Below are 19,319 nucleotides of genomic sequence, written 5' to 3'. Positions count from 1 at the left end.
CTCAAATGGCAGTGTTCAACTATGCAGACAGCCTGGCGGCGGACTTTCCGCACCTGTGCGTCTCGGTCGTCAGGATCGAGGGTATCACCGGCGATGCGCGGGTCGATGCCGTGGTGGAGCGCAATCTGGAATATGCCAGGCGGGCGCTCGAGACGGCCGGAAACGAAAGCCGGCTTGTGCCGGTCAGCGCGTGGCGGTCCGCCTACAGCGCAACCGGCACCAACCCGACAAAGTACCGGATGGCCGCGGAATCCATCCTGCGCAGGTTGAGGACCCGGAACGACTTTCCGTGCCTGCATCCGCTGATCAACCTGTGCAACTCGCTTTCGGCCCGGTTCGCGATCCCGATCGCCGCCCTGGACGCAGACCGGATCTCCGGCAACCTCACCGTCCGCAAAGCTGCGGGAGGCGAGCCCTATCACGGTTTCGACGGGTCCGTGACCGGGATGCCGGAAGGCGAGGTGACTTTCTTGGATGGCGCGGGTGTGGCGCATGCCCGGCGATGGTCGCACAGGCAGAGCGGGCTGTCGGCCGTATCGGGTGAAACGGGAACCGCGGTGATCTTTGCCGAAGCCCTGCACGAGGACGCGAAGACGGACCTTGGACGACTTGAGGGCCTGCTTCTCGAAGATCTCGCCGCCGTCTGGCCGGACGCCGTGATGTCGCACGCCCTGCTGCACGGTCCCGCGCTCCGATCCGGCTTCGAGATCGGCTCCGCCCGCGCAGCTGTCACCGGCCCAGCCGGTGATCGCCTCTCCGTGGGCTGATCGGCGGGCCCGTGTTGGCGGTGTTGGACCGGAGCACATTCGAGTTAAGGATGGCGGGAAATTTTTCTGCTACCTTGGATTGCAATGAGGCGGCGCATTGGTTAGACCAGATAGGCTGGGCAGTCCGTTCCGGTGATCCGGGGCCCGCTATACGGACCACCGGGTATCTAAACGGCGCCCGGGATTTCCCGGCAAAAGGCCGAAGGAAAACAGATGAGCATAGAAGAATTCGTATTGTACTGTGTTGCGATTTTCGCCGTGTCCATCATACCGGGGCCCAGCATGGCCCTGGCGTTCTCCGAGGGAACGAAAGGCGGCATGACCGCCACTGTCCCGGCCGCCCTGGGCAACGTTGCCGCGTCGCTCGGACAGGGAACGATCGCGTATCTCGTGTTCCGGTCGATCATTTCCCTGGAGCCGCAGATCCTGCAGGGGGTGCAGGCCGTGGGGGCCCTTTACATCGCTTATGTCGGCTCGGTCTTCATCCGCCACGGCAACCGCTTCTACCTGGAAGCCGACCGGCCCGGGGACAGTCCCTTGCTGCACGCCGCGCGTTTTCGGATGGGCTTCCTGGTGGCGTTCTTCAATCCGAAGGCAATCCTGTTCTTCGTCGCCCTGTTCCCCCAATTCGTTCAGAGCACGGCCGTCTCCAGCCCCGGATACCTCGGCGCGGTCTTCGCACCCATCGCCTTTATCGCGCTGGTCTGCTTTCTGGCCTACGGATATCTCGGACAGATTTCCCTGCGGATCTTCGAAAAGGGCAAGATGTCCCGATGGATCATTCCCGGCCTCGGCATTTGCCTGATGCTGACCGCGCTCCTGGGCCTGATCGAATCCGCCGGCGCACTGCTAAGGATATGAAGGCTCTGCTTCAGATTTTCGAGCATGGTCATCTGAAAAGGCTTTTGGCTCTTCATGACCTGTTCTCTCTTGCGGAGAAGTTCACCGCAGCTCGTACAGGCTGAATAGGCGCTTCACGCTCGTTGGACTTGGCCCCCTGGCTTCAAGCGGGTCTCGAAAACCATTCACCTCGGTGCGCTTATAGGCATCGACCGGCCGATCACCCGCGAAGCTGAAGCATGTAGCTGAGCGTCCGCTTTGCCGTTAGCTCAAAAGTGCTCGGCTGTCGTGACAAATTAACGACTGGCATCGATGGGGTCGGGATCGTTTCTGAACAGGTGGACAGCGCAAGAAAGCGCAGCGCATTTTCGGGCATTTCCAACGCCTGGAGGGACGATCCCGGACCAACCCCGAAAGGGCCGTCCGAAAATTGGGTCATTTCCGCGTCGTCTGTCGTCGAACATGCCCCGCATCTCCGTCCTCCATGCTCCCTGAAATGACCCGATTTTCGGGCGGCGCTGCCAATCGTCAATTAGTCATTACAGCCTGGAGCGGTCCTCCCTTTGTCTCAAGGTAGATAGTGATCGCTTCTGAGAGGAGAGGGGCTCCGGAGGGCTCAGCGACTGCGGAGGCACCTTGATGCAAAAACTCTGCAAAAGGGATATCAGACGACTTCCAGCGAAGTGTCAGCCAATCGTCTTCGGGCTTTAGGGCGAGGGATTTTGCCCGTTTTTGGGCGGGATCCGTGATGTCATCTTGAGTGAAATGACAATTCTGTCTCGATTGCAGTGATTTCTGAGATCAGTAGGCACACGCCTGGAGAAATAAGAGACACCACGTTTGGTGAAAATGCAGGTGGTCTCCTTGCTCAACCGCATGGTCCACCCTCCGCAGGAACTCCGGCAGGAAACCGCTGGAAATCGTGCAGTGACCGCGAGTTGACCTTTTGCCCGACCTGAGACATAGGTGACAAAACGTTCCGGACACATAGGTAACACTTTCCGTTTTTCGGGAGGTGTCGATGCCGTGGCAAGAGGTGTCCAAAGTGGAGGAACGTCTTCGTTTCATCGCCCGTCTGTTGGATGGCGAGGGCATGAGTGCGGTTTGCCGTGAGTTCGGCATCTCGCGCAAGACTGGTTACAAGATCTGGAACCGTTATCGACGCGATGGGATGGAAGCGTTGTGCGACCGGTCGCGCCGGCCGGTTCGCTACGCCAACCAGCTTCCCGAGCAGGTTGAGCGCCTGATTGTCTCGACACGGCAGGAGAAGCCGCACTGGGGCGCGCGCAAGATCCGGGAGGTGCTGGTCAGGAAGCTGGCCGGCGATGTGCGTATCCCGGCACAAAGCACGGTGCATGCGGTTCTTGACCGGCACGGCCTTGTCAGCAGAGCCCGCAAGAGGCGGCGCGCCAACAAGGCCGCAGGCACGCCTCTTTCGGCTGGTCTTGCCCCCAACGATCTCTGGGCAGCGGATTTCAAGGGAGAGTTCAAGCTGGGCAACCGGCACTACTGTTACCCTTTGACGGTCACCGACCACGCGTCCCGTTTTCTGCTGAGCTGCGAGGCCTTTGACTCAACGAAGGAAACGCCGGTCATAGACGCCTTCCTCGCCCTGTTCAAAGAGCGCGGCTTGCCGTCGGCGATCCGCACGGACAACGGCTTGCCGTTCGCATCGCCAAACGGGCTCTACAACTTGTCAAAGCTGTCGGTGTGGTGGCTGCGTCTGGGGATCGGCATCGAGCGTATCAAGCCAGGCCACCCGACCGCCAGGCATGAACAGCCTTCAGCAGCAGGCCAAGTTCGATGCCTTCATGAAGGAATTCAACGAGGAACGACCTCATGAAGCGCTCAGAATGAAGACACCGGCGGAAGTCTACACAGCCTCATCAAGGCAATATCAGGGCCTGCCGGACCTGGACTACCCCTTCCATGACAGGGACGCCCTGGTCACCGCATGCGGACGAATCTGCATGCATCGCAAGAAGATCAACGTCTCGACCGTTCTGGCCGGTCAGAAACTCGGGATCAAGGAAGTGGAAGAGGGAATTTGGCTGATCAGCTTCATGAGCTATGATCTGGGATACATCGACCTGGAGCAGAGAACACTACAGACAATCGACAACCCGTTCGGCGCGAGGTTGTAACCCATGTCTCCGGTACAAACTGTTACCTATGTCTCCGGATCGGACATTTGTGAATCTGGCGCACCCGACAGGATTCGAACCTGTGACCTCTGCCTTCGGAGGGTGGTCATCATCTGGTTATTCCTTATTGTTTATCAAATAGTTATCAGAGGTCCGCTGTTGAGCCTGTGCGCGTCCTGTACTGAGGCCATGTTGGACCTTGCTCTCGGCATCTTCTGCATGACCGTATGTTTCAAAGAGCAATCTCGTGTCCGCCCAACGGCCCTGCTTTGCGACGGAGTGGGGATCGATCCCCTGTCGATTCAACATCTCGGTTGCAAAGCCATGGCGGCCAGCTGCATGAGGCATGCGGACATCGATCTTGGCGGCGTTGCACACCCTCTTCCAGCGCTTGTAGACGCTCCCGCGTGAAGCGTAGCCAAAAAGCAGAACGGGACGCTCCTGGTCCGGGTCGCCGGTTCTTCTGGGGCGCCGAGGTTTTAGCTCCATCAATTCGGCGGCGAGCTCTTTCGAAAGCTTGACAGGCGTCCTGGGAAAGCCTTTCGCCGGCGGCATTGAAACGAGGCAATTCTTCAAGTCGAGATCATCTGGGGTGATCGCCAATGCCTGGCTAATCCTGGCAGCGGTTTCGAACATGAACTGCGCAAGTAGCCCAAATCTAAGGTCTGTGTGTTTTCGGAACTCGAGGATCCAAGTCCAGTCCCCCGGAACTTTCTCGGGTCGGCTTTGTTTGCCGCGAAGTTGGTCTTGTTTGTCTCGTTCCTGATTGGAATATCCTTTGATCTTCAGTGCATCGCATTTTCCGAGATCATGAGCGTGGTTTATGACAGCTCGCACGGGATTGATGATCTGCTTGCGCCATGTGTCTGTTGAATTGCGTGGAGAAATGATTGGTCCGAGATCGCGAACCAACGTCCCGGTTATTTCGCGAACTGGAACGTTCTCCAAAAACGGCATGACTTTCAGTAGGTATCCAGCAAATTCGGGTGTCGGATTGTAAAGCTCTACAGCGTCGGCAAACAGGAACGGCCTTTCAGCCTGGGGCAGATCCGAAGCGTAAAAGGCTCTGATCTCCTGTTGTTTGAACCAAGCTAAGTACGTTTCTGCATCAGCCTTTCGAGTTTTTCCCGTGCTCTTACGGATGTACTGACAGTTCGGAATTTCTTCGATGCGGCCTCGGATGTGCCATACGTCGGAATCTTTTCGTCTAATGAGTTCGAGTGGCATTGTTCTGTCTGGTTTAAAATCTGTTCTATGTGGTCTGGATGCAGGAGCATTGGCCGCGTGCAGGAATAAAATGCACCCAATCTGCGAGCTCTTGCCGTGAGCTGGCGCGCGGAGATCCGGATACCCTTTTCAGCGAATATGGATACCCATTCCACGGCTGTTTTGGCTTCAGTGAGAGCTTTTGGGAGGACAACTGGTGAGTTCAAAAGAGGGCTCCCTTAGCGAGGGGGCCGAGAAGACTCGGATGTTGAGCGTGTCGACCTGCCGAGCTCCTCCATTCGATGCCGGATGCATCGCACGATTTCGCTGTTCAACGAGGAGGCGTTCTTCTGGGTTTCTAGTTCCAAAAATCGTTTGGTCTCAACAGGCAGGCGCAGGAGGACCCTTGGCCAGTTTTGTTTATTCATTTGATACACTCCAAATTAGTAGCATTGTGCTATCTATAGGCGCACCATATGCCAAAAAGATCGCATTGTGCTAGTATTTTCTGTATAGCACTTTGCGAGTATCAACAGGCCATGACGAGCCAGACCAAAGCCAAAGATAAAGATCAATTTGTCGTTCGCCTGCCGGACGGCATGCGCGATCAAATCGCCGAGGCAGCAAAACTCAGCAACCGTTCCATGAACGCCGAAATCGTTGCCCGGTTAGAAGAGACGTTTTTGTCCAGCGTTTCCGCCAGGTACAAATGGGCGCTTGCGCAGATTAATGATGCGGGCGATGCGAAGATATCTGTCTCGAAGGTCGCTGAGGCTGTGTCGGAAGAGACGGCAGAGCAGTTAGAACGAGTCTTTGGAGGGAGCGCCTATCCACCTTTTGAGCTCTCCGATCGTGTCGCCAAATATCTGAATGTGCGGCCGGACTGGCTCAAGCATGGTGAAGGGCACCCTTTTGAGGTGCATGACCTGTACTCTTATGGAGTGAAACTAGCGGAAACGCTCGCGAAGCAGCGCCCGAAGAGAATTGCATTTATCCGAAGCATGGCGAGAGAGGGCAACGTGGCGATTGTCACGATGCATGATGGGTTCATCTGCCAAATCTTCAAAACGACGTTGAACCTAAGCGAAGTGGTCGGCGGCTCAGGCGAATATGATCAAGCCAGTTTTTCGAACACATGCAGAAAGCTAAGCTCGGACTATAGGCAGCTAGATTCTTCGGGGTACCTTTTGGAGCCGGAGCCATTTGTTCAGCTCATACACGGAGACCTTAATCCGCTTCTTGCAGTCAAGCAGGCCCGTTCGTCATCCTGGTTTTCAGATTGGTGGCAACCGTCCAGCTTTGAAAAGCAGGTAAATGACCATGGCTACTGGGCCGGCTATCAGGACCTTTGCAAAAGGGTCTATCGCAATCTCGAGCTCAGCGAGGCCTTGCGATCAGAGCGTGACAAGATTTTGTGTGAGTAGCTGCAGCGGAATTCAATCCAATCAAACTCCTCGAGTGCGATCCGCGTCAGCCAGGTGATGGATTGCCCTTTCACAGAGCGTTATTTTCGCCAATTTAATTAGCGGCGGCTCTTAATTAACGAAATCGCCATTTCCTTAATTAACGGACCCCGTTGTTTAAATCTCCGTACCTAACGCAGGTAGCCATTGTATTGCCCGAAACCAGCGAACTTGATGGACCTTTAGGAAAGTTTGTTGATGCGTTTGAGCTGAGTTTCCCAACCACTTCACGCGTTGATAACGCCGAGGGGGCTTCGAGCTAACGCTTCAATTGCACTGGCGCTTGGGGGACGCCTCACTCTTGAACTTGAATTGTGCGTCTAATAGACGTACATTCCGGCATGAGGTTGCCCATTGAACCACGCAAGCAAAGGAGGCGAATATGTTGGGAGCAACTGACCTAGCTTCTTCTCTGACAGAGAAAAGCGATGCCAGGCTGAACATCCGCACGAAAGCCTCGATAAAGGCGGCCATTGAAAAGGCCGCTGAACTTTCGGGCATGGATCTCACCACATTTACGACCAATGCGGCATTGCTGCGGGCACAGGATGTGATTGCAGCCCATGAACGAACGGTACTAGCACCAGTTGACCATGCGGCGTTCTTTGAGGCTCTTGAACGTCCGGCCGCTCCGACAGAGAAGCTGTTGGCCGCGGCGAAGCTGCACAAGGAGATGGTTGCCGACAGTGAGTGACATATCGCGGCCTCTCAAATTCGAGCCGTTCGATCCAGACAAACATGATCGAACGGCTTTTTCATGTGGTGTCGATCAGGTCGACAATTATTTCAGGAAAACAGCAAACAAGCTCCAGAAAGCCGGAAATGTTCGGGTGTCTGTGCTGCTCGATGCGGACGAGCAATTGCTGGGCTTCTACGCTGTCAACGCCCATTCAGTCGATTATGCTGAGTTGCCAAAAAAGTATGCTCGAACGCGGCCGAGCCACGGGTCAATTCCAGCTGCCTTTATTTCGATGATTGGTGTTGATCAGAGATTTCAAGGGCGTGGACTGGGTGGGGTTCTGCTCGTTGAGGCGCTTAAGAATCTTGCCCGTGCTTCTGAGGCACTCGGCATTGCTGTGGTGCTTATGGATGTCCTGAACTGCGGAGATGAGGAGACAACCAACCGGCGGTTAGCGCTTTACTTGGGCTATGGGTTCTCACAGCTAGAGAACGCAGCACTTCGCGTCTTTATGCCCATTCAAGATGCGCGAGCCCTACTCGAACAACGCACCAAACCCTAGCCATTGAACTCCTAAGGTAGCTGCAAGAATCTCTTCGTCTGCCAACTGGAGTGTAGTAACTTCTTACCTGAGTATGCGTATCTAGATTTCGTCCCAAAAACATTGCACGGGTATCATGCCAGGCAAAGGAGGAGATAATAGTATGTTTTTTTCAGAGGAAATATTTACAGAAGGGTCCTCAGACGCAGCATTCCGACGCGTATTGCTCGAAATTTTGAAGGCACCAAAAGTGGAAGCTGTAACTACCGGAGCTGAAAAGGTTCGGGACTCAGATACCACGGAACAGCTTGCATATAGGTTTGAAATATCAAATCCCAGGCATCGCATAGTTGCTAATGAAGTTTTCTCGCTCAATCTGCCGGTAGCGGTCGCGCGTTTCGTTTGGATGATTTCTGGCAACAATCGACTCGCTGACATTGCGTTCTACGAACCCCGCGTGAGACAATTTACTGATGACGAGATTATCGTGCCGGGGTCGTCGTACGGTGCAAGAATTAGACAGGCGCATCCAGGAATAGACCAGTTGCAGGGAGTTATAGCGCGTCTAAAAGAGGATAAGAACTCTCGCAGAGCTGCTATTGCAATCTATCAGCCGACAGATACTGTCCGAAATTCAAATGACATCCCATGCGCATTTGGGATGTTCTTTCATATTCGCAATGAAAAACTTCATACCCAAGTGATAATGAGGTCGAACAACGCAACCACATTGTTACCATTTAACATTTTTGAGTTTTCCCTATTAGCGGAAGTCGTTGCAGCGGAATGCAATGTGGATATGGCGCAACTGAGCCACTATGCGGCCTCAATGCACGTCTACGAGAAAATGCGCGAGCTATCTGAAAAGATTGTATCCGCAGGTGGAGAAACGAAGTCCGTCGAAATGCCCCAAATGCCTTCTGATCCAGCACCTCTGGATGAGATACGGCGATTGGTGCACTTCGAGGCAGATATGCGCCACAGATCTGAAGCCATTTCGGATGGAACCATCGAAGAAGAAGTTGAAAAGATTAGAGCTGAATTCAGTACTTACTGGCAACAGATGGCTTTTTTGTTGCTGGCAACAGTTGTAAATCAAAGATGCTCTAAAGAGGGGGCAAATTCTCTTAAGGCGGCGATGGATCCAAATCTGGCTAAGTTAGTGAAATGGTCTTCAAGTGGCGAAAGTGAAGGCACCTTCGAGTCTTCTGACCTTCCTTTGCTTGATGTGATGCAGAAAACTGACAACATCGTGACGTTACATCGAACCAAAACAGGTGCATCATTTCGACAGCGAGCCGTAGAATACGAACAAGCGGCCGGCGAGCGATTTTCTGCGGATGAACTGTTAGAAATGCAAGAACGTATTGTTTCTCGTCTCGCGGCGAGAGGCTTGGAGGTCGAGGTTAGTAAGTCCGATTTTGCTGCAATTCTTGCAGATGTTCGAGATAAGAAATGACTTCTGTAGCTTCGCAAGGAGTGAGCACAGCAATAACCGAGATAGAAGCAAGGCTACGTAAAGCAACGGGAGCCCCTGATGCGCAAACAGCTATGCGTCGCCTTTGTTCAACCGTAATAAAAGCGTCTAAACAGAAAGAACCACCCTACAAAATCAAGCCTCTCCTCGATGTGCTAGGAGTCTCATTTGAATATGAAGATACGAACTCTGGCGCGGCGGAGGCATCTGTTAGCTTGCGTAAGGACAAGCTTGTACTCGAAGTTCCCAAGGTGAATTTCCGTGGGCGTAGTGGTATGTATAGACGGTGGAGATTTTCTATTGCGCATGAATTTGCACACATTGTTCTCCTTAGAACATTAGGTGCGAGAATAGTTGAGCTTACTTATCAAGATGAAGCGTCTTATCGATACGTTGAAGATCTATGTGATTATACTGCCTCTCATTTGCTGTTACCTCGCACGCGGCTTACTGAAGTACTTCGAAATGAAGGATTTTCTCAAGGCACAATTCGACGTATTGCGGATCGTTTTGATACCTCGGAGATGGCCGTTTTGAGGGCTACAAATGATCTGTTGCCTGGTGGAGCGATTTTTACCATTCGGAACCACCGTCGCCATAGTCGTGAAAAATGCGAGCCTAGAGTTTTTTTCTGTTCATCGTACTATTCAAATGAAGGTAACAGGCCGTGGTTGCCGCGTGGCTGTACCATGAAGCACATAAAGCTGAGCGGAAACGGAGACTTTGAGAATGTTTCTATTTCGCTAGGCGAAAAGAGGTGGGCGCTTGAAGGCAGGTCGATGCCCTGGATATTCGGCCCGCGTCAGAAAGATATGTTCCACGCCTCCGAACCAAAAGTTGGAGAGATCCTAGGAGGAGTAGATATTGGAACTGCCATCGTCTGTGCTGCTAAAGGCAAATTCGATAGAGCTTTATTTCAGAGCCAGGAGGCGTAGAAGTGAAGTATTACATTTCGGGTGCTCTGCAGGCGACGGCTGATCTAGAAGCAGCCCGCCAGCTTTACGATGAAACAGCTTTGCTATTGGAAAAGAAAGGCGTCTCAGCCTACTTACCTCATCGTCAGACAGATCCAGTTTGGGCCGCTCATATGTCGAGTGATGAAGTTTTTTTACGTGACTTAAATGCAATAAAGCATTGTACTGGCGTTGTAGTATTTCTCAATGAACCATCCCATGGGGTCGGGGCTGAAGTTGCTATGTGCCTCGAATGGACGAAGCCAATTCTTCCATTGCTTCAAAACGCGAAGAGCTGCTCTCGCTTTCTAGAAGGATTGCTCCGCTCGCATGGGTACGAAGTTGTTCGGTATCAAAATACCGCAGATCTTGATAAAATCCTAAGTCGATTTCTTGAGACGCATCTGGGGCAGGACTTCGTCCAACACCAACTTAGTTCTCATATCAACAGATCCTGAGATTATCTTAGGGCTTATGCCAAAATTTATATAGAGTTCGTCGATTTTTTTGTCTATTTTTTGTTGAAAGTTCAGATCAGATTCTCTTACACCATCGTCTTTTACTTGAAACTCAATAGGTACTTTGAAGATTAGGTCGTAGGTCGTCATCCACTGCTCTATCATTTTGTGAATTGGTTTGTATTCTGGCTCATTCTGGAATTCAGGGAATAGATCCAGCATATACGCGAGATGATCTATAATTGTTCTGTCAGAAATTAGAATTTCTGCTTCAAGGCCTTTAAAATGATCCTCGAGTATCTGATACAGAAAAACTATACATTGCCTAAGTGGGGTGTTATTTCCGCGCCTAAAGAATTCATCCTGCCCGACCGCTTCAATTATTACTCTCGGGACCTCACGGCAAACCTTCGTATTGTAGGACTCTGATAGTGACTTGTGCAAAGTATCGGTTAGTGTCGTTTTGCCTGTTCCATGAGCGCCTGTAAGTGCAATTTTCATAATTGCCTCTCTATTTTTAAGGGCCTATTGTATTTTAAGTCGTTTATTGGAGATATTCAGCAATATCTCATTTATTACTTGTAATAGGTTCTTCCATTTTATTCATTTTCACTTCGAGGATATCGAAATCGTCTTAAAGTTGCAACGAAGAGCGACTTCACTGAAAACTGATCATTGAATAGGAGTCACCAGTTGATACGAAGTCGCATCTAATGTGAGATTGCTAACTGTAAGTATTTCTTCTTTTACTACCAATTCCTGCTGCAAGTGGAGGCTCTACATCTGGCTGGTAAAAGCGTTGGGAATGTTTTTAAGCTAACGGATGGATTTGCTGCTAATCGCTTCCAAAAGTGTTCCATGCCTCAAATGAGATTTCTTCAGTGGACACAATTCTCAGTTTTGCATCAAGCGGATAATTGTCACCGAATATCATCAGATTGGCACAGTTCCAGCGTGCCGAAGGAGCAATCAAACCATCCAGCTCCAGGAAATTTATGACTGCCCCTACAAGCTGCGTCTTTTCGTAATTCCTCTTGTTGTAGCTGCTCGCATCAATGCCAAGCTTTGAGAAGTCACCGATTGCGAGCCGGAGTGTTTTTTGGGGCGCAACTTCTAAGGTATGAAGTGCCAGTGATTTTTGGGGAACTGGTGTGAGCAGCGATAAGTAAGACGCAACTTCAGCCAGCGCGCCATTTCGTTCCAAACTCGTGTAAAGAATGGAGCACCCCCCATTGTTTCCATCAGGAGGAGCCCATCTACCACCATTTGTCGAGAAGGCTGTGGGGTCGGACTTTAAACCCGTCGTCCTAAACACCTGCCCGTCAAAACGTTCGCATGGAAGGCTTTGAATATGTTCAATAAGTTCTGGATCGTAGATCATAGTGCCTCAGATTACATGTAAACAGCATCCCGAAGCTGATTCACAAATTTCATCACTTCTTCGATTCTGCCGTTCTGAATCATTGAGGCCGGAGACTCTCCTTCTAGTAGTTTTTGGCGCGAAAACAGCCATTGCCGCGCTTCATTCGGTTCGTACAAGTCAGAAAGCTGATCAACAATATACTCTAGCTCAAGAAGTTGCTTTTCCGTCGTTCGGTGCGGATAAGCATGCCCTTTGTTCCACCTCGAGACTGTTTCCGGTCTTTGGTGCAAAAGCTGAGCAACATCAACGTTCTTAAGCGATGCTTTCTCTTTTATAGATTCGAGTTTTCGGGCTACGGCGGTCATTGTTTACCCAATTGCTGTTTGAGTTCCTTTTCGTTTACTTTATTTGTATTGTTAATCGCGTTCACTTCGTAACTTTGGCCTCCTGGCGACGGTTTCAGGCGCATCTGCTTCAGCAAAATGCGCAAAGGTTTGGCGGTAGCGTCCTAATGTTTTCTGTTTCTTGTTGAGGGCGGTTTTGAGTTGATCGCTTATTGTTTTAAGTCCAGCTGCTGCTGAAACGTCATCGGAAATAGGGCGGACGTATCTATCAAGGTACTCTTGAACTCTGACAGACTCCGGAATGCCCGCAATTGATGACATCTGTTCCGACTTTTGGTGCACAAAATGTCTGGTGGGATTTCCCAACATGTCACTAATGCCACCTGGGCAGCAATGTGTATCGGTGCACCCAAACCGCCCACGTGTTCTCGTCGAGCTTCTCAGGAATGCATCTGCGTCAGTCTTTTTTAGATGAACATCAAGACGCGGGATATAGACCCTTGTTGCCGGCGTTGCCCCCCCCGACTTCTGCGGTCTGCGCCAATGATTTGCCTTGAACGTTTCTAGTAGCGTTATTCCATGAGATAAGCCTCCCACGCTTCCTGAGGCGACTAAGCCAAGACCGCAAAGCCCACCAACGTGATCAGCAACTATAGGGATGCCGAGTGCGTGAAAATCCCGCGCGGCCTCTATATAGGCCACTGTTTTCTCTCCTGTAGCATCCATGCCAAAGTTTTCTACGCGCAGCCAAAGCGCATCCATTGGAGCGTCAGAAATCGCGGCTATTAAAGCTCTCCGTTCAGCAAAATTTCTGAGAACCCGCATCGATACGGCCAGAGGATATATGAGCTCAATATTGGTAGAGCTGTTTTGAAGGTGATACTTCAGTGCTGCCATATTGCCGATGTCATGACGGAGCCAAGGGTCATTGGGCCCACTAAGCAAATGAGTTGGTCCCAAAATTTGCGTAAAGTTATGCTCTTGAGCAAACTCCGAAATACGGTGAGCCACCTGACGGCCCGCATCTCCTGCGAAGTCTCTAATATTGTGGTGTCTCTCCAGACCCCATGGCAAATTCGTCATACTTGAAGAAAAGCCACCTGGCAGTGCCATGGCATGTGTTTTGGGATCAAGAGCCACATCGAGACCCTCTTTGAGGGCGCGACTTAGTAAATCGCCGTGCCTCTTGACGTTTCCCGCATCAATCACCAAGCCGTGAAAATTTCGCTCTCCAGAAGATAAAACGTCGAGCAAATCCCTGTGCTGGTTTCTGCCAACACGAAGATACAACCCGAGCGGTTCCATTTCAGGGCGCGTTGATTGTGGACGAGGAAGCTGAATTACATTGTCGGCCATTTCCAAACCTCCATGGATTGACCTTATCATATATTTTTTAATTGCGCAATTAATTGACTTTTCGCATGGCGTTTCAGGTGCGTCTGCGTCGTCCTCTAACCACAAGCCCTCTTTGAAACGCCAATGTTAAAAGCGTCTACAAAGTTGAAATGTTCCTAAATATGTATTGTTGGATGTGTGAGTAGTTCCCATCTAAGTAGGTGCGATTAATAGGAGTAAATCATGCCTAAAAATAAGAAAGTAACTTCGTCGAATGTGGCTTCGCAAGCTGCAGAAATTCTCCGCGATCCAACTTCATCAGCAATTGCAAGGAAACTTGCAGGTTCAGCATTGGCTCAGTCTGGAACGGGTAAGCAGACCGGAGCTGATCTTGAAGAAATCGCGTCGCGTGTTCTTTCCAGCGATAAATATAGTGACAAAACGAAACAGCTTGCCGGGTCTGTGCTTTCTCAGTCCAATAAGACGCGCTAAGCGATCCAGGACCGACACGAAATGGACTAGCTACCTCTCCAATTCGGTTGGGCGTCTGGTTCTCGTCTTTTTCTCTGGTTCAACGTGCCTTGAAGCGGTTTGAGTTCGTCCACAGCCCTGCAAAGCTCTTCCACCGATCTGCCTGAGGATTCCGGTGCACTGAGCAAGTCGAGCAAGGCCTCGTTGAAAGCTCGTTGCGAGCTGATGGATCTGTCTAGCAGTGTCTCGAGTTCGGTCAGCCGCTTTTCCAGCAAGCCGGTCGAGCGTTTTTCCAAATGCTCCAGCTGAGCGGTCGAATTTTCGAAGGCGTTGGTCAAGCGTTCGACCAAGCTCAGCAACCCGCGCTCGAGCGGCGTCAGGGTTTGTTGGCGCGATAGGTTCGGTGAGGGAAGGCTGGTGTCTGTCATAAGTCTCTATTCCGTCGGTTGGCAGGCGAATTGTCCGGCTGCGTCCCGGCAACGCTGGTAGGAGCCGGTTTGGGTTTCGAAGATCAGGATGGGATAGTCCGTGTAGGTCGTCTGATTGAAGGCTGAGGTGATCAGGGCCCATCTCAGCTGATTGTTCAGGAACAAGACCCCGCCGAGCGTCAGGACGGCCGAGACCAGGACCGCTGATGACAATTTCAACAGGCGGTTCTTCGCGGCCAATCTCTCGTTTTCCGCCATGCTTATTTTCAGCTGATGGATCTGTTCCTCGCTCGACCTCAAGTGCCTTTCTAAGGTCGCGTTCAGCTGCTCCTGGGACAAGCGGATATCTTTGCTGACTGTAGAGCCTGCGCTTTTCAACATGCGCGTAATATTCGTCTCGGAGGTCTGAAAGGCTTCGAGCAGCGAGGCGTTCTGATCCTGGTGTATCTGCTCGATGTTCTCGCTCAGCCGCTCTCTGAGCGGTCTTCTCTCTGGTCCAATCTGCATGGAAAATGTCTCCCTTGAGCCGCCAGCGTGTATCGCTGTCCGGGTCCTTGACTGTGAGATAGGTTTTGCCCTGTCGGGGCAGCTCGAAGCCGGCGCCCTCGAGCGCCGCCACGATGTCCGGCCGAGATGAGATGCGGCCGGCTACGATCAGGTCTTCCAGCCAGTTCTGGATGTCCTCGCGCCCCTGGGCACGAAGCTTCTTTTCCGGAAGCTGCTTGATGTCCTGCGACCTGGCTGGATCTTGCGGATCGGCCCAGCCATGCTCTTTGTTGAGCATGTCTCGCAGGGCATCCATGGCCTTCTGGTAGCCAGGCGGGGCGATGTTGAGGCTCTTGCCTGACGTGAGCTCCATACGCGGTGTGCAGAAATGCAGTTCCACGCGGCCTTCGTGGCTGTGCCGCACCCAGAGCATGTCGACCTGGTCGCGATCCAGACCAGCAAAGGCGAGTTCGTCGAAGGCGTCCATGACGGCCTGCTGCTGCTCTTCGGTCGGGTGGTCGTCCTTGTCGAAGCTGATCACGCCCGCCCGGTACGTCCAGGCGTGGGGGCAGGCATCGATCAGGGCACGGGTATGATCCGGATCGCCTGCCAGCACCTCCGGCAACGGATCACGGCTCTTCATCAGCGGGACGCCAGCGTCGTCACGGATGAGATCGCGATTGCCGTCATAGGCGAGCACATGAGAGGCGATCAGATAATCGACCGGTGCCGAGCCGCCGCCCTTGCCACTGCGGAACAGTTTAATCAGCATGGCCCGCATCCTGCTGGGTGTGGCTGGCAAGAAGCGCCGACATCTGGCGCTCGATGCCGATCAGCTCAGCAAGCAGTTGCAGGCCGTCGATCTGGCGCATCTCGCCAGCCGCCTGGGCGGAGTTCACGGCGCGGGCGATCTGGTTCAGGTTGGTGCCGATGCGACTGAGCGCGGTCACAAGCTTCGGATCGACCTGGGACGTGGCACGGCGGCGAGAGGCTTTGATCTGCCCCAACGCCCCGCGCAACAGCTCCGAGACGGAGATTTTGTCCGCGGCGGCGCGGCGCTTGAGATGTTTCTTTTCCTCCGTCGTACAGCGCATAACAACCGTCTCGGCGAGACGGGCCGTTTGCGGTCCGGAGGGGTTCGAAGGGGAGGCCTGCCGCCCCTCGCAAGGTCCCGTGTCGTATGACATGGGTCGCCTTGCTCTTGTCAGATCCGCCGCAGTCATGCCACCTGCCTATAGGCCGTCTGAGAGGCCATTTGGTGTGCGATCGCTGGCAGTCTGTTCAGGAAATACGACAGGCAGTCTTGTTCTTTGTCCGAGCCATCTTCCGGTGGCCATCGCCCTGGAAGTTGGTATCCGGACGAGCCGTTCACGCTGGTTGCGAGATCGAACCGCGCCAGGTCAGGCAGGGTCTTTTCGGCAAGCCAGGCGTTCCATTCATCGACCTGTCTGGTCTGGGCAGTTGGTAGGACGACGACGGGAATGGAACGGCGGGGAGCCGACTTCGCGTGCGCCTCACGCGCGTTAGGTTTTTTATTTATTTCTTTCTCTAAGTTTGGTGGACAAATTTGACCGCCTTTGCCGGACACATCTGACCGCCTTTCGGGACAGATCTGTCCGCCTTCAGAAGAGGCAAGGGGGACAGATTTGTCCGTCTTTTCTCGAAGCTCGCAGGCCTTTAGAATCGAGGCGTCGGTAGGGCAATACTCCGTATTGTGCCCGACGCCATTCCCGCGTTGAACGCTGAGCCATTCACCGATTTCCAGATCTCGGATGGCGCGTTGGACGGATTTGATGCTCTTGCCGGTTGCTTCGGCAATGGTCTTGTAGGACGGCCACGCCTTCTCGGTGTGGCCGTTCACATGTGCGGTCACGATGTAGAGCGCGACGCACTTGGCATTGTCATTGATATTGGCATCACAGCTAAGCAGGCGCAGCCACTGAAGCTTCACTTCCCGGAACGGACGACGCTCGCTCATGCGTGCCTCCCTGCCGAAATGCAGGCAAGGCGCGTGCTCATGCCGCCCCAAACTTCAGAAAGGCCCTGTACGGGATTTGTACGAGCACAACTCGAAAATCGACAGAAAATACTCGCAAAAATTTGCAGTGTCAGAGCGTCACTTTTTGAGTGCGTTCCGTAACTTGCTGAAATTGTTGCGATTCTTGGCGCACCCGACAGGATTCGAACCTGTGACCTCTGCCTTCGGAGGGCAGCGCTCTATCCAGCTGAGCTACGGGTGCTCTTCGCGCGTGGACTGTCACGGGCGTGGATAGAGCGTCCTGATACTAGATCCCGCTGAAAGGGGCAATGGCTTTCTGAGATTTTGGACAAGATATGAAAGGCCGCCAGCCCCGGCAGGCGAGCCCCCAAGAAAATTTCCGATCCGAAGTGATAGGAAAGCGGCCGGCCTGCGTAGGAAGGGCACTGTTGCAACACCCCTGGGGCCTCATGACCGACCGATCCCGGTGCCGAAATCTCGTTCTTGTCCTTGGAGACCAGCTGACGCCCGGCCTGTCGAGCCTCAAGCGGGCGGACCCGGCGCGTGACCGGGTGCTGATGGTCGAGGTGGTGGAGGAGGCGACCTATGTGCGCCACCACAAGAAGAAGATCGCCTTCCTGTTCTCCGCCATGCGCCACTTTGCCGGGGAGCTGCGCGCGGCCGGCTGGCAGGTGGACTATGTGCGGCTGGACGAGGACGGCAACACCGGCAGTTTCCGGAGCGAGGTGGTGCGCGCCGCCCGGCGCCTGACCCCGGATCGGATCGTGGTCACCGAGCCCGGCGAATGGCGGGTTCTGGAGGACATGCGCGGCTGGTCGGAGCCCCTGGGCGTTCCGGTGGACATTGTCACCGACACGCGCTTCCTGTGCGACCTGACCGCGTTCCGGGCCTGGGCCTCCGGGCGCAGGCAGTTGCGGATGGAGCATTTCTACCGAGACATGCGCCGCAGGACCGGCCTGTTGATGGAGGATGGCAAACCCGCCGGCGGTAAGTGGAATTTCGATGCCGACAACCGCAGGCCGGCAAAGCCGGACCTGTTCATGCCCACGCCCGCGCGGTTCGAACCCGACCGGACCACGCAAGAGGTGCTGGATCTGGTCGGGCGGCGTTTTGCCGATCACATCGGCGACCTGGAGCCGTTCCGGTTCGCGGTCACGCGTGCCCAGGCCGAGACGGCGTTCGACCATTTTCTGGAATCGTCCCTGGCCGATTTCGGCACCTACCAGGACGCCATGCTGCGCGGTGAGAAATTCCTGTATCACTCTGTGCTGTCGGCCTATCTGAATGCCGGCCTGCTCGATCCGATGGCGCTGTGCCGCAAGGTCGAGGCCGCCTATCAGGAGGGCCGGGCGCCGATCAACGCCGCGGAAGGCTTTATTCGCCAGATCCTGGGATGGCGCGAATATGTGCGTGGCATCTACTGGCTGAAGATGCCGGGCTACGCCGGTGAAAACGCCTTGGACGCGACGGCGCCTCTGCCCGGCTTCTACTGGACCGGCAACACCCGGATGCGTTGCATGGCCGAGGCGATAACCCAGACCGTCGAGGAAGCCTATGCCCATCATATCCAGCGGTTGATGATCACCGGCAATTTTGCCCTGCTCGCCGGCGTCGACCCGCATGAGGTTCATGAATGGTACCTGGCGGTCTATGCCGATGCCTATGAATGGGTTGAGTTGCCGAACACGCTCGGCATGAGCCAGTTTGCGGATGGGGGCCTGCTCGGCTCGAAGCCCTACATGTCCGGCGGCAACTACATCAACAAGATGTCGGACTATTGCGGCGCATGTGCCTATGACGTCCGGCAGCGGACCGGTGACCGGGCATGCCCCTTCAATGCACTCTATTGGGATTTTCTCGATCGCAACGCGCATGTGCTGCGTGCCAATCCGCGTCTCGGCCGCGCATACGCGTCCTGGTCGAGGATGGATGCGGACCAACAGGCAGCCTGCAGGAGGCATGCGGCCGGTTTCCGCGAGCGGCTTGCTGCCGGTGAAACGGTCTGACGGTAAAACAGTCTGGCGGCGGCAGGTGCGACGCCGGGCGGCCCTTCCTGAGGGACAGGTTTGCGGCGGCCCGGAACGGCTTTCTGAAGCCTCAAAAAAAACGCGCAGCCGATTAAGACTGCGCGAATAAAGTTACTGTGCACGTGGCCCCATCGACCACGGCGGCAACTCTAGCGGCATCTTTTGCGATTGTCATTACCGTAAAATATTTTATTTTTTGATTCACTGTAATGCGACTGATCGTTATTCATACTGAGTTGTTTTCGAAAGAAAGCGGTATGAAAATTTGCTTATTAATTTCAGCATCTTAAATTTGTCATAAAGGATATGAGTGCCTGTTCAGGTTCTCCGGACCGCTG

Annotated in this window: 19 protein-coding genes, 1 tRNA gene and 1 pseudogene; 11 read left to right on the top strand and 10 right to left on the bottom strand. The window is 53.6% G+C overall.

What is annotated here, in order from left to right:
- Positions 1 to 5: 5 nt before the first annotated feature.
- A complete protein-coding gene (locus O6760_RS05265) occupies positions 6 to 767 on the top strand; it encodes a B3/B4 domain-containing protein (protein WP_269584434.1) in 762 nt (253 codons plus the stop codon).
- A 213-nt stretch (positions 768 to 980) separates the two neighbouring features.
- On the top strand, positions 981 to 1,628 hold the full coding sequence (locus O6760_RS05260) for a LysE family translocator (RefSeq protein ID WP_269584433.1): 648 nt from the start codon (positions 981 to 983) through the stop codon (positions 1,626 to 1,628).
- A 686-nt stretch (positions 1,629 to 2,314) separates the two neighbouring features.
- Here the strand turns inward: O6760_RS05260 and O6760_RS33425 are convergent.
- Positions 2,315 to 2,485, bottom strand: a complete 171-nt coding sequence (locus tag O6760_RS33425) for a DUF6538 domain-containing protein (RefSeq protein WP_442969857.1) — start codon at positions 2,483 to 2,485, stop codon at positions 2,315 to 2,317.
- Positions 2,486 to 2,628: 143 nt separating this feature from the next.
- On the opposite strand from O6760_RS33425, the pseudogene O6760_RS05255 reads away from it, so the two are divergent.
- Positions 2,629 to 3,751 (top strand): annotated as a pseudogene (locus tag O6760_RS05255) (helix-turn-helix domain-containing protein).
- 117 nt (positions 3,752 to 3,868) lie between these two features.
- Here the strand turns inward: O6760_RS05255 and O6760_RS05250 are convergent.
- The gene (locus O6760_RS05250) at positions 3,869 to 4,978 is read right to left on the bottom strand and encodes a tyrosine-type recombinase/integrase (protein ID WP_269584432.1); all 1,110 of its coding nucleotides are present in this window, start codon (positions 4,976 to 4,978) and stop codon (positions 3,869 to 3,871) included.
- A 518-nt stretch (positions 4,979 to 5,496) separates the two neighbouring features.
- Here O6760_RS05250 and O6760_RS05245 point away from each other — a divergent pair.
- From O6760_RS05245 to O6760_RS33420, 6 genes are all read left to right on the top strand, one after another.
- Positions 5,497 to 6,381: an Arc family DNA-binding protein gene (locus O6760_RS05245; protein WP_269584431.1), complete on the top strand. Its 885-nt coding sequence runs from the start codon at positions 5,497 to 5,499 to the stop codon at positions 6,379 to 6,381.
- Between the two features lie 421 nt (positions 6,382 to 6,802).
- Entirely contained in the window at positions 6,803 to 7,114 is a 312-nt protein-coding gene (locus O6760_RS05240; protein ID WP_269584430.1) for a type II toxin-antitoxin system TacA family antitoxin, read from the top strand.
- Positions 7,107 to 7,661 carry a GNAT family N-acetyltransferase gene (locus O6760_RS05235; RefSeq protein WP_332306215.1) on the top strand — a complete coding sequence of 185 codons (555 nt, stop codon included), beginning with the start codon at positions 7,107 to 7,109 and terminating at the stop codon, positions 7,659 to 7,661. The genes O6760_RS05240 and O6760_RS05235 overlap by 8 nt, the downstream gene beginning before the upstream one ends.
- 142 nt (positions 7,662 to 7,803) lie before the next feature.
- A complete protein-coding gene (locus O6760_RS05230) occupies positions 7,804 to 9,099 on the top strand; it encodes a thymidylate synthase (RefSeq protein ID WP_269584428.1) in 1,296 nt (431 codons plus the stop codon).
- The gene (locus tag O6760_RS05225) at positions 9,096 to 10,052 is read left to right on the top strand and encodes an ImmA/IrrE family metallo-endopeptidase (protein WP_269584427.1); all 957 of its coding nucleotides are present in this window, start codon (positions 9,096 to 9,098) and stop codon (positions 10,050 to 10,052) included. The genes O6760_RS05230 and O6760_RS05225 overlap by 4 nt, the downstream gene beginning before the upstream one ends.
- A gap of 2 nt (positions 10,053 to 10,054) precedes the next feature.
- Entirely contained in the window at positions 10,055 to 10,528 is a 474-nt protein-coding gene (locus O6760_RS33420) for a nucleoside 2-deoxyribosyltransferase (RefSeq protein ID WP_442969856.1), read from the top strand.
- On the opposite strand, the gene O6760_RS05220 is transcribed toward O6760_RS33420, so the two are convergent.
- From O6760_RS05220 to O6760_RS05205, 4 genes are all read right to left on the bottom strand, one after another.
- Positions 10,451 to 11,029: an ATP/GTP-binding protein gene (locus O6760_RS05220; protein WP_269584426.1), complete on the bottom strand. Its 579-nt coding sequence runs from the start codon at positions 11,027 to 11,029 to the stop codon at positions 10,451 to 10,453. The two genes, O6760_RS33420 and O6760_RS05220, sit on opposite strands and share 78 nt — an antisense overlap.
- Before the next feature lie 334 nt (positions 11,030 to 11,363).
- Positions 11,364 to 11,909, bottom strand: a complete 546-nt coding sequence (locus O6760_RS05215; RefSeq protein WP_269584425.1) for an RES family NAD+ phosphorylase — start codon at positions 11,907 to 11,909, stop codon at positions 11,364 to 11,366.
- An 11-nt stretch (positions 11,910 to 11,920) separates the two neighbouring features.
- Positions 11,921 to 12,256, bottom strand: a complete 336-nt coding sequence (locus O6760_RS05210; protein WP_269584424.1) for a hypothetical protein — start codon at positions 12,254 to 12,256, stop codon at positions 11,921 to 11,923.
- A gap of 51 nt (positions 12,257 to 12,307) precedes the next feature.
- A complete protein-coding gene (locus tag O6760_RS05205) occupies positions 12,308 to 13,591 on the bottom strand; it encodes a hypothetical protein (protein WP_269584423.1) in 1,284 nt (427 codons plus the stop codon).
- A gap of 222 nt (positions 13,592 to 13,813) precedes the next feature.
- Between O6760_RS05205 and O6760_RS05200 the strand changes: the two genes are divergently transcribed.
- The gene (locus O6760_RS05200; protein WP_269584422.1) at positions 13,814 to 14,062 is read left to right on the top strand and encodes a hypothetical protein; all 249 of its coding nucleotides are present in this window, start codon (positions 13,814 to 13,816) and stop codon (positions 14,060 to 14,062) included.
- A 30-nt stretch (positions 14,063 to 14,092) separates the two neighbouring features.
- On the opposite strand, the gene O6760_RS05195 is transcribed toward O6760_RS05200, so the two are convergent.
- From O6760_RS05195 to O6760_RS05180, 4 genes are all read right to left on the bottom strand, one after another.
- The gene (locus tag O6760_RS05195) at positions 14,093 to 15,727 is read right to left on the bottom strand and encodes a relaxase/mobilization nuclease domain-containing protein (protein WP_269584421.1); all 1,635 of its coding nucleotides are present in this window, start codon (positions 15,725 to 15,727) and stop codon (positions 14,093 to 14,095) included.
- The gene (locus O6760_RS05190) at positions 15,717 to 16,049 is read right to left on the bottom strand and encodes a plasmid mobilization protein (RefSeq protein ID WP_269584420.1); all 333 of its coding nucleotides are present in this window, start codon (positions 16,047 to 16,049) and stop codon (positions 15,717 to 15,719) included. The genes O6760_RS05195 and O6760_RS05190 overlap by 11 nt, the downstream gene beginning before the upstream one ends.
- Before the next feature lie 125 nt (positions 16,050 to 16,174).
- Complete coding sequence (locus O6760_RS05185; protein ID WP_269584419.1) at positions 16,175 to 16,933, bottom strand: helix-turn-helix domain-containing protein; 759 nt, start codon at positions 16,931 to 16,933, stop codon at positions 16,175 to 16,177.
- 185 nt (positions 16,934 to 17,118) lie between these two features.
- Positions 17,119 to 17,195: transfer RNA gene (locus O6760_RS05180), tRNA-Arg, on the bottom strand.
- A 208-nt stretch (positions 17,196 to 17,403) separates the two neighbouring features.
- On the opposite strand from O6760_RS05180, the gene O6760_RS05175 reads away from it, so the two are divergent.
- On the top strand, positions 17,404 to 18,960 hold the full coding sequence (locus tag O6760_RS05175) for a cryptochrome/photolyase family protein (RefSeq protein ID WP_269584418.1): 1,557 nt from the start codon (positions 17,404 to 17,406) through the stop codon (positions 18,958 to 18,960).
- The last annotated feature ends 359 nt before the right edge of the window (positions 18,961 to 19,319 follow it).

Origin of the sequence: Roseibium sp. Sym1 (genome assembly GCF_027359675.1) — a bacterium.
In the GTDB taxonomy this organism is placed as follows: Bacteria; Pseudomonadota; Alphaproteobacteria; order Rhizobiales; family Stappiaceae; genus Roseibium.
Note: the sequence above shows the minus strand (reverse complement) of the source record. Positions and strands in the feature narration are given on the sequence as shown.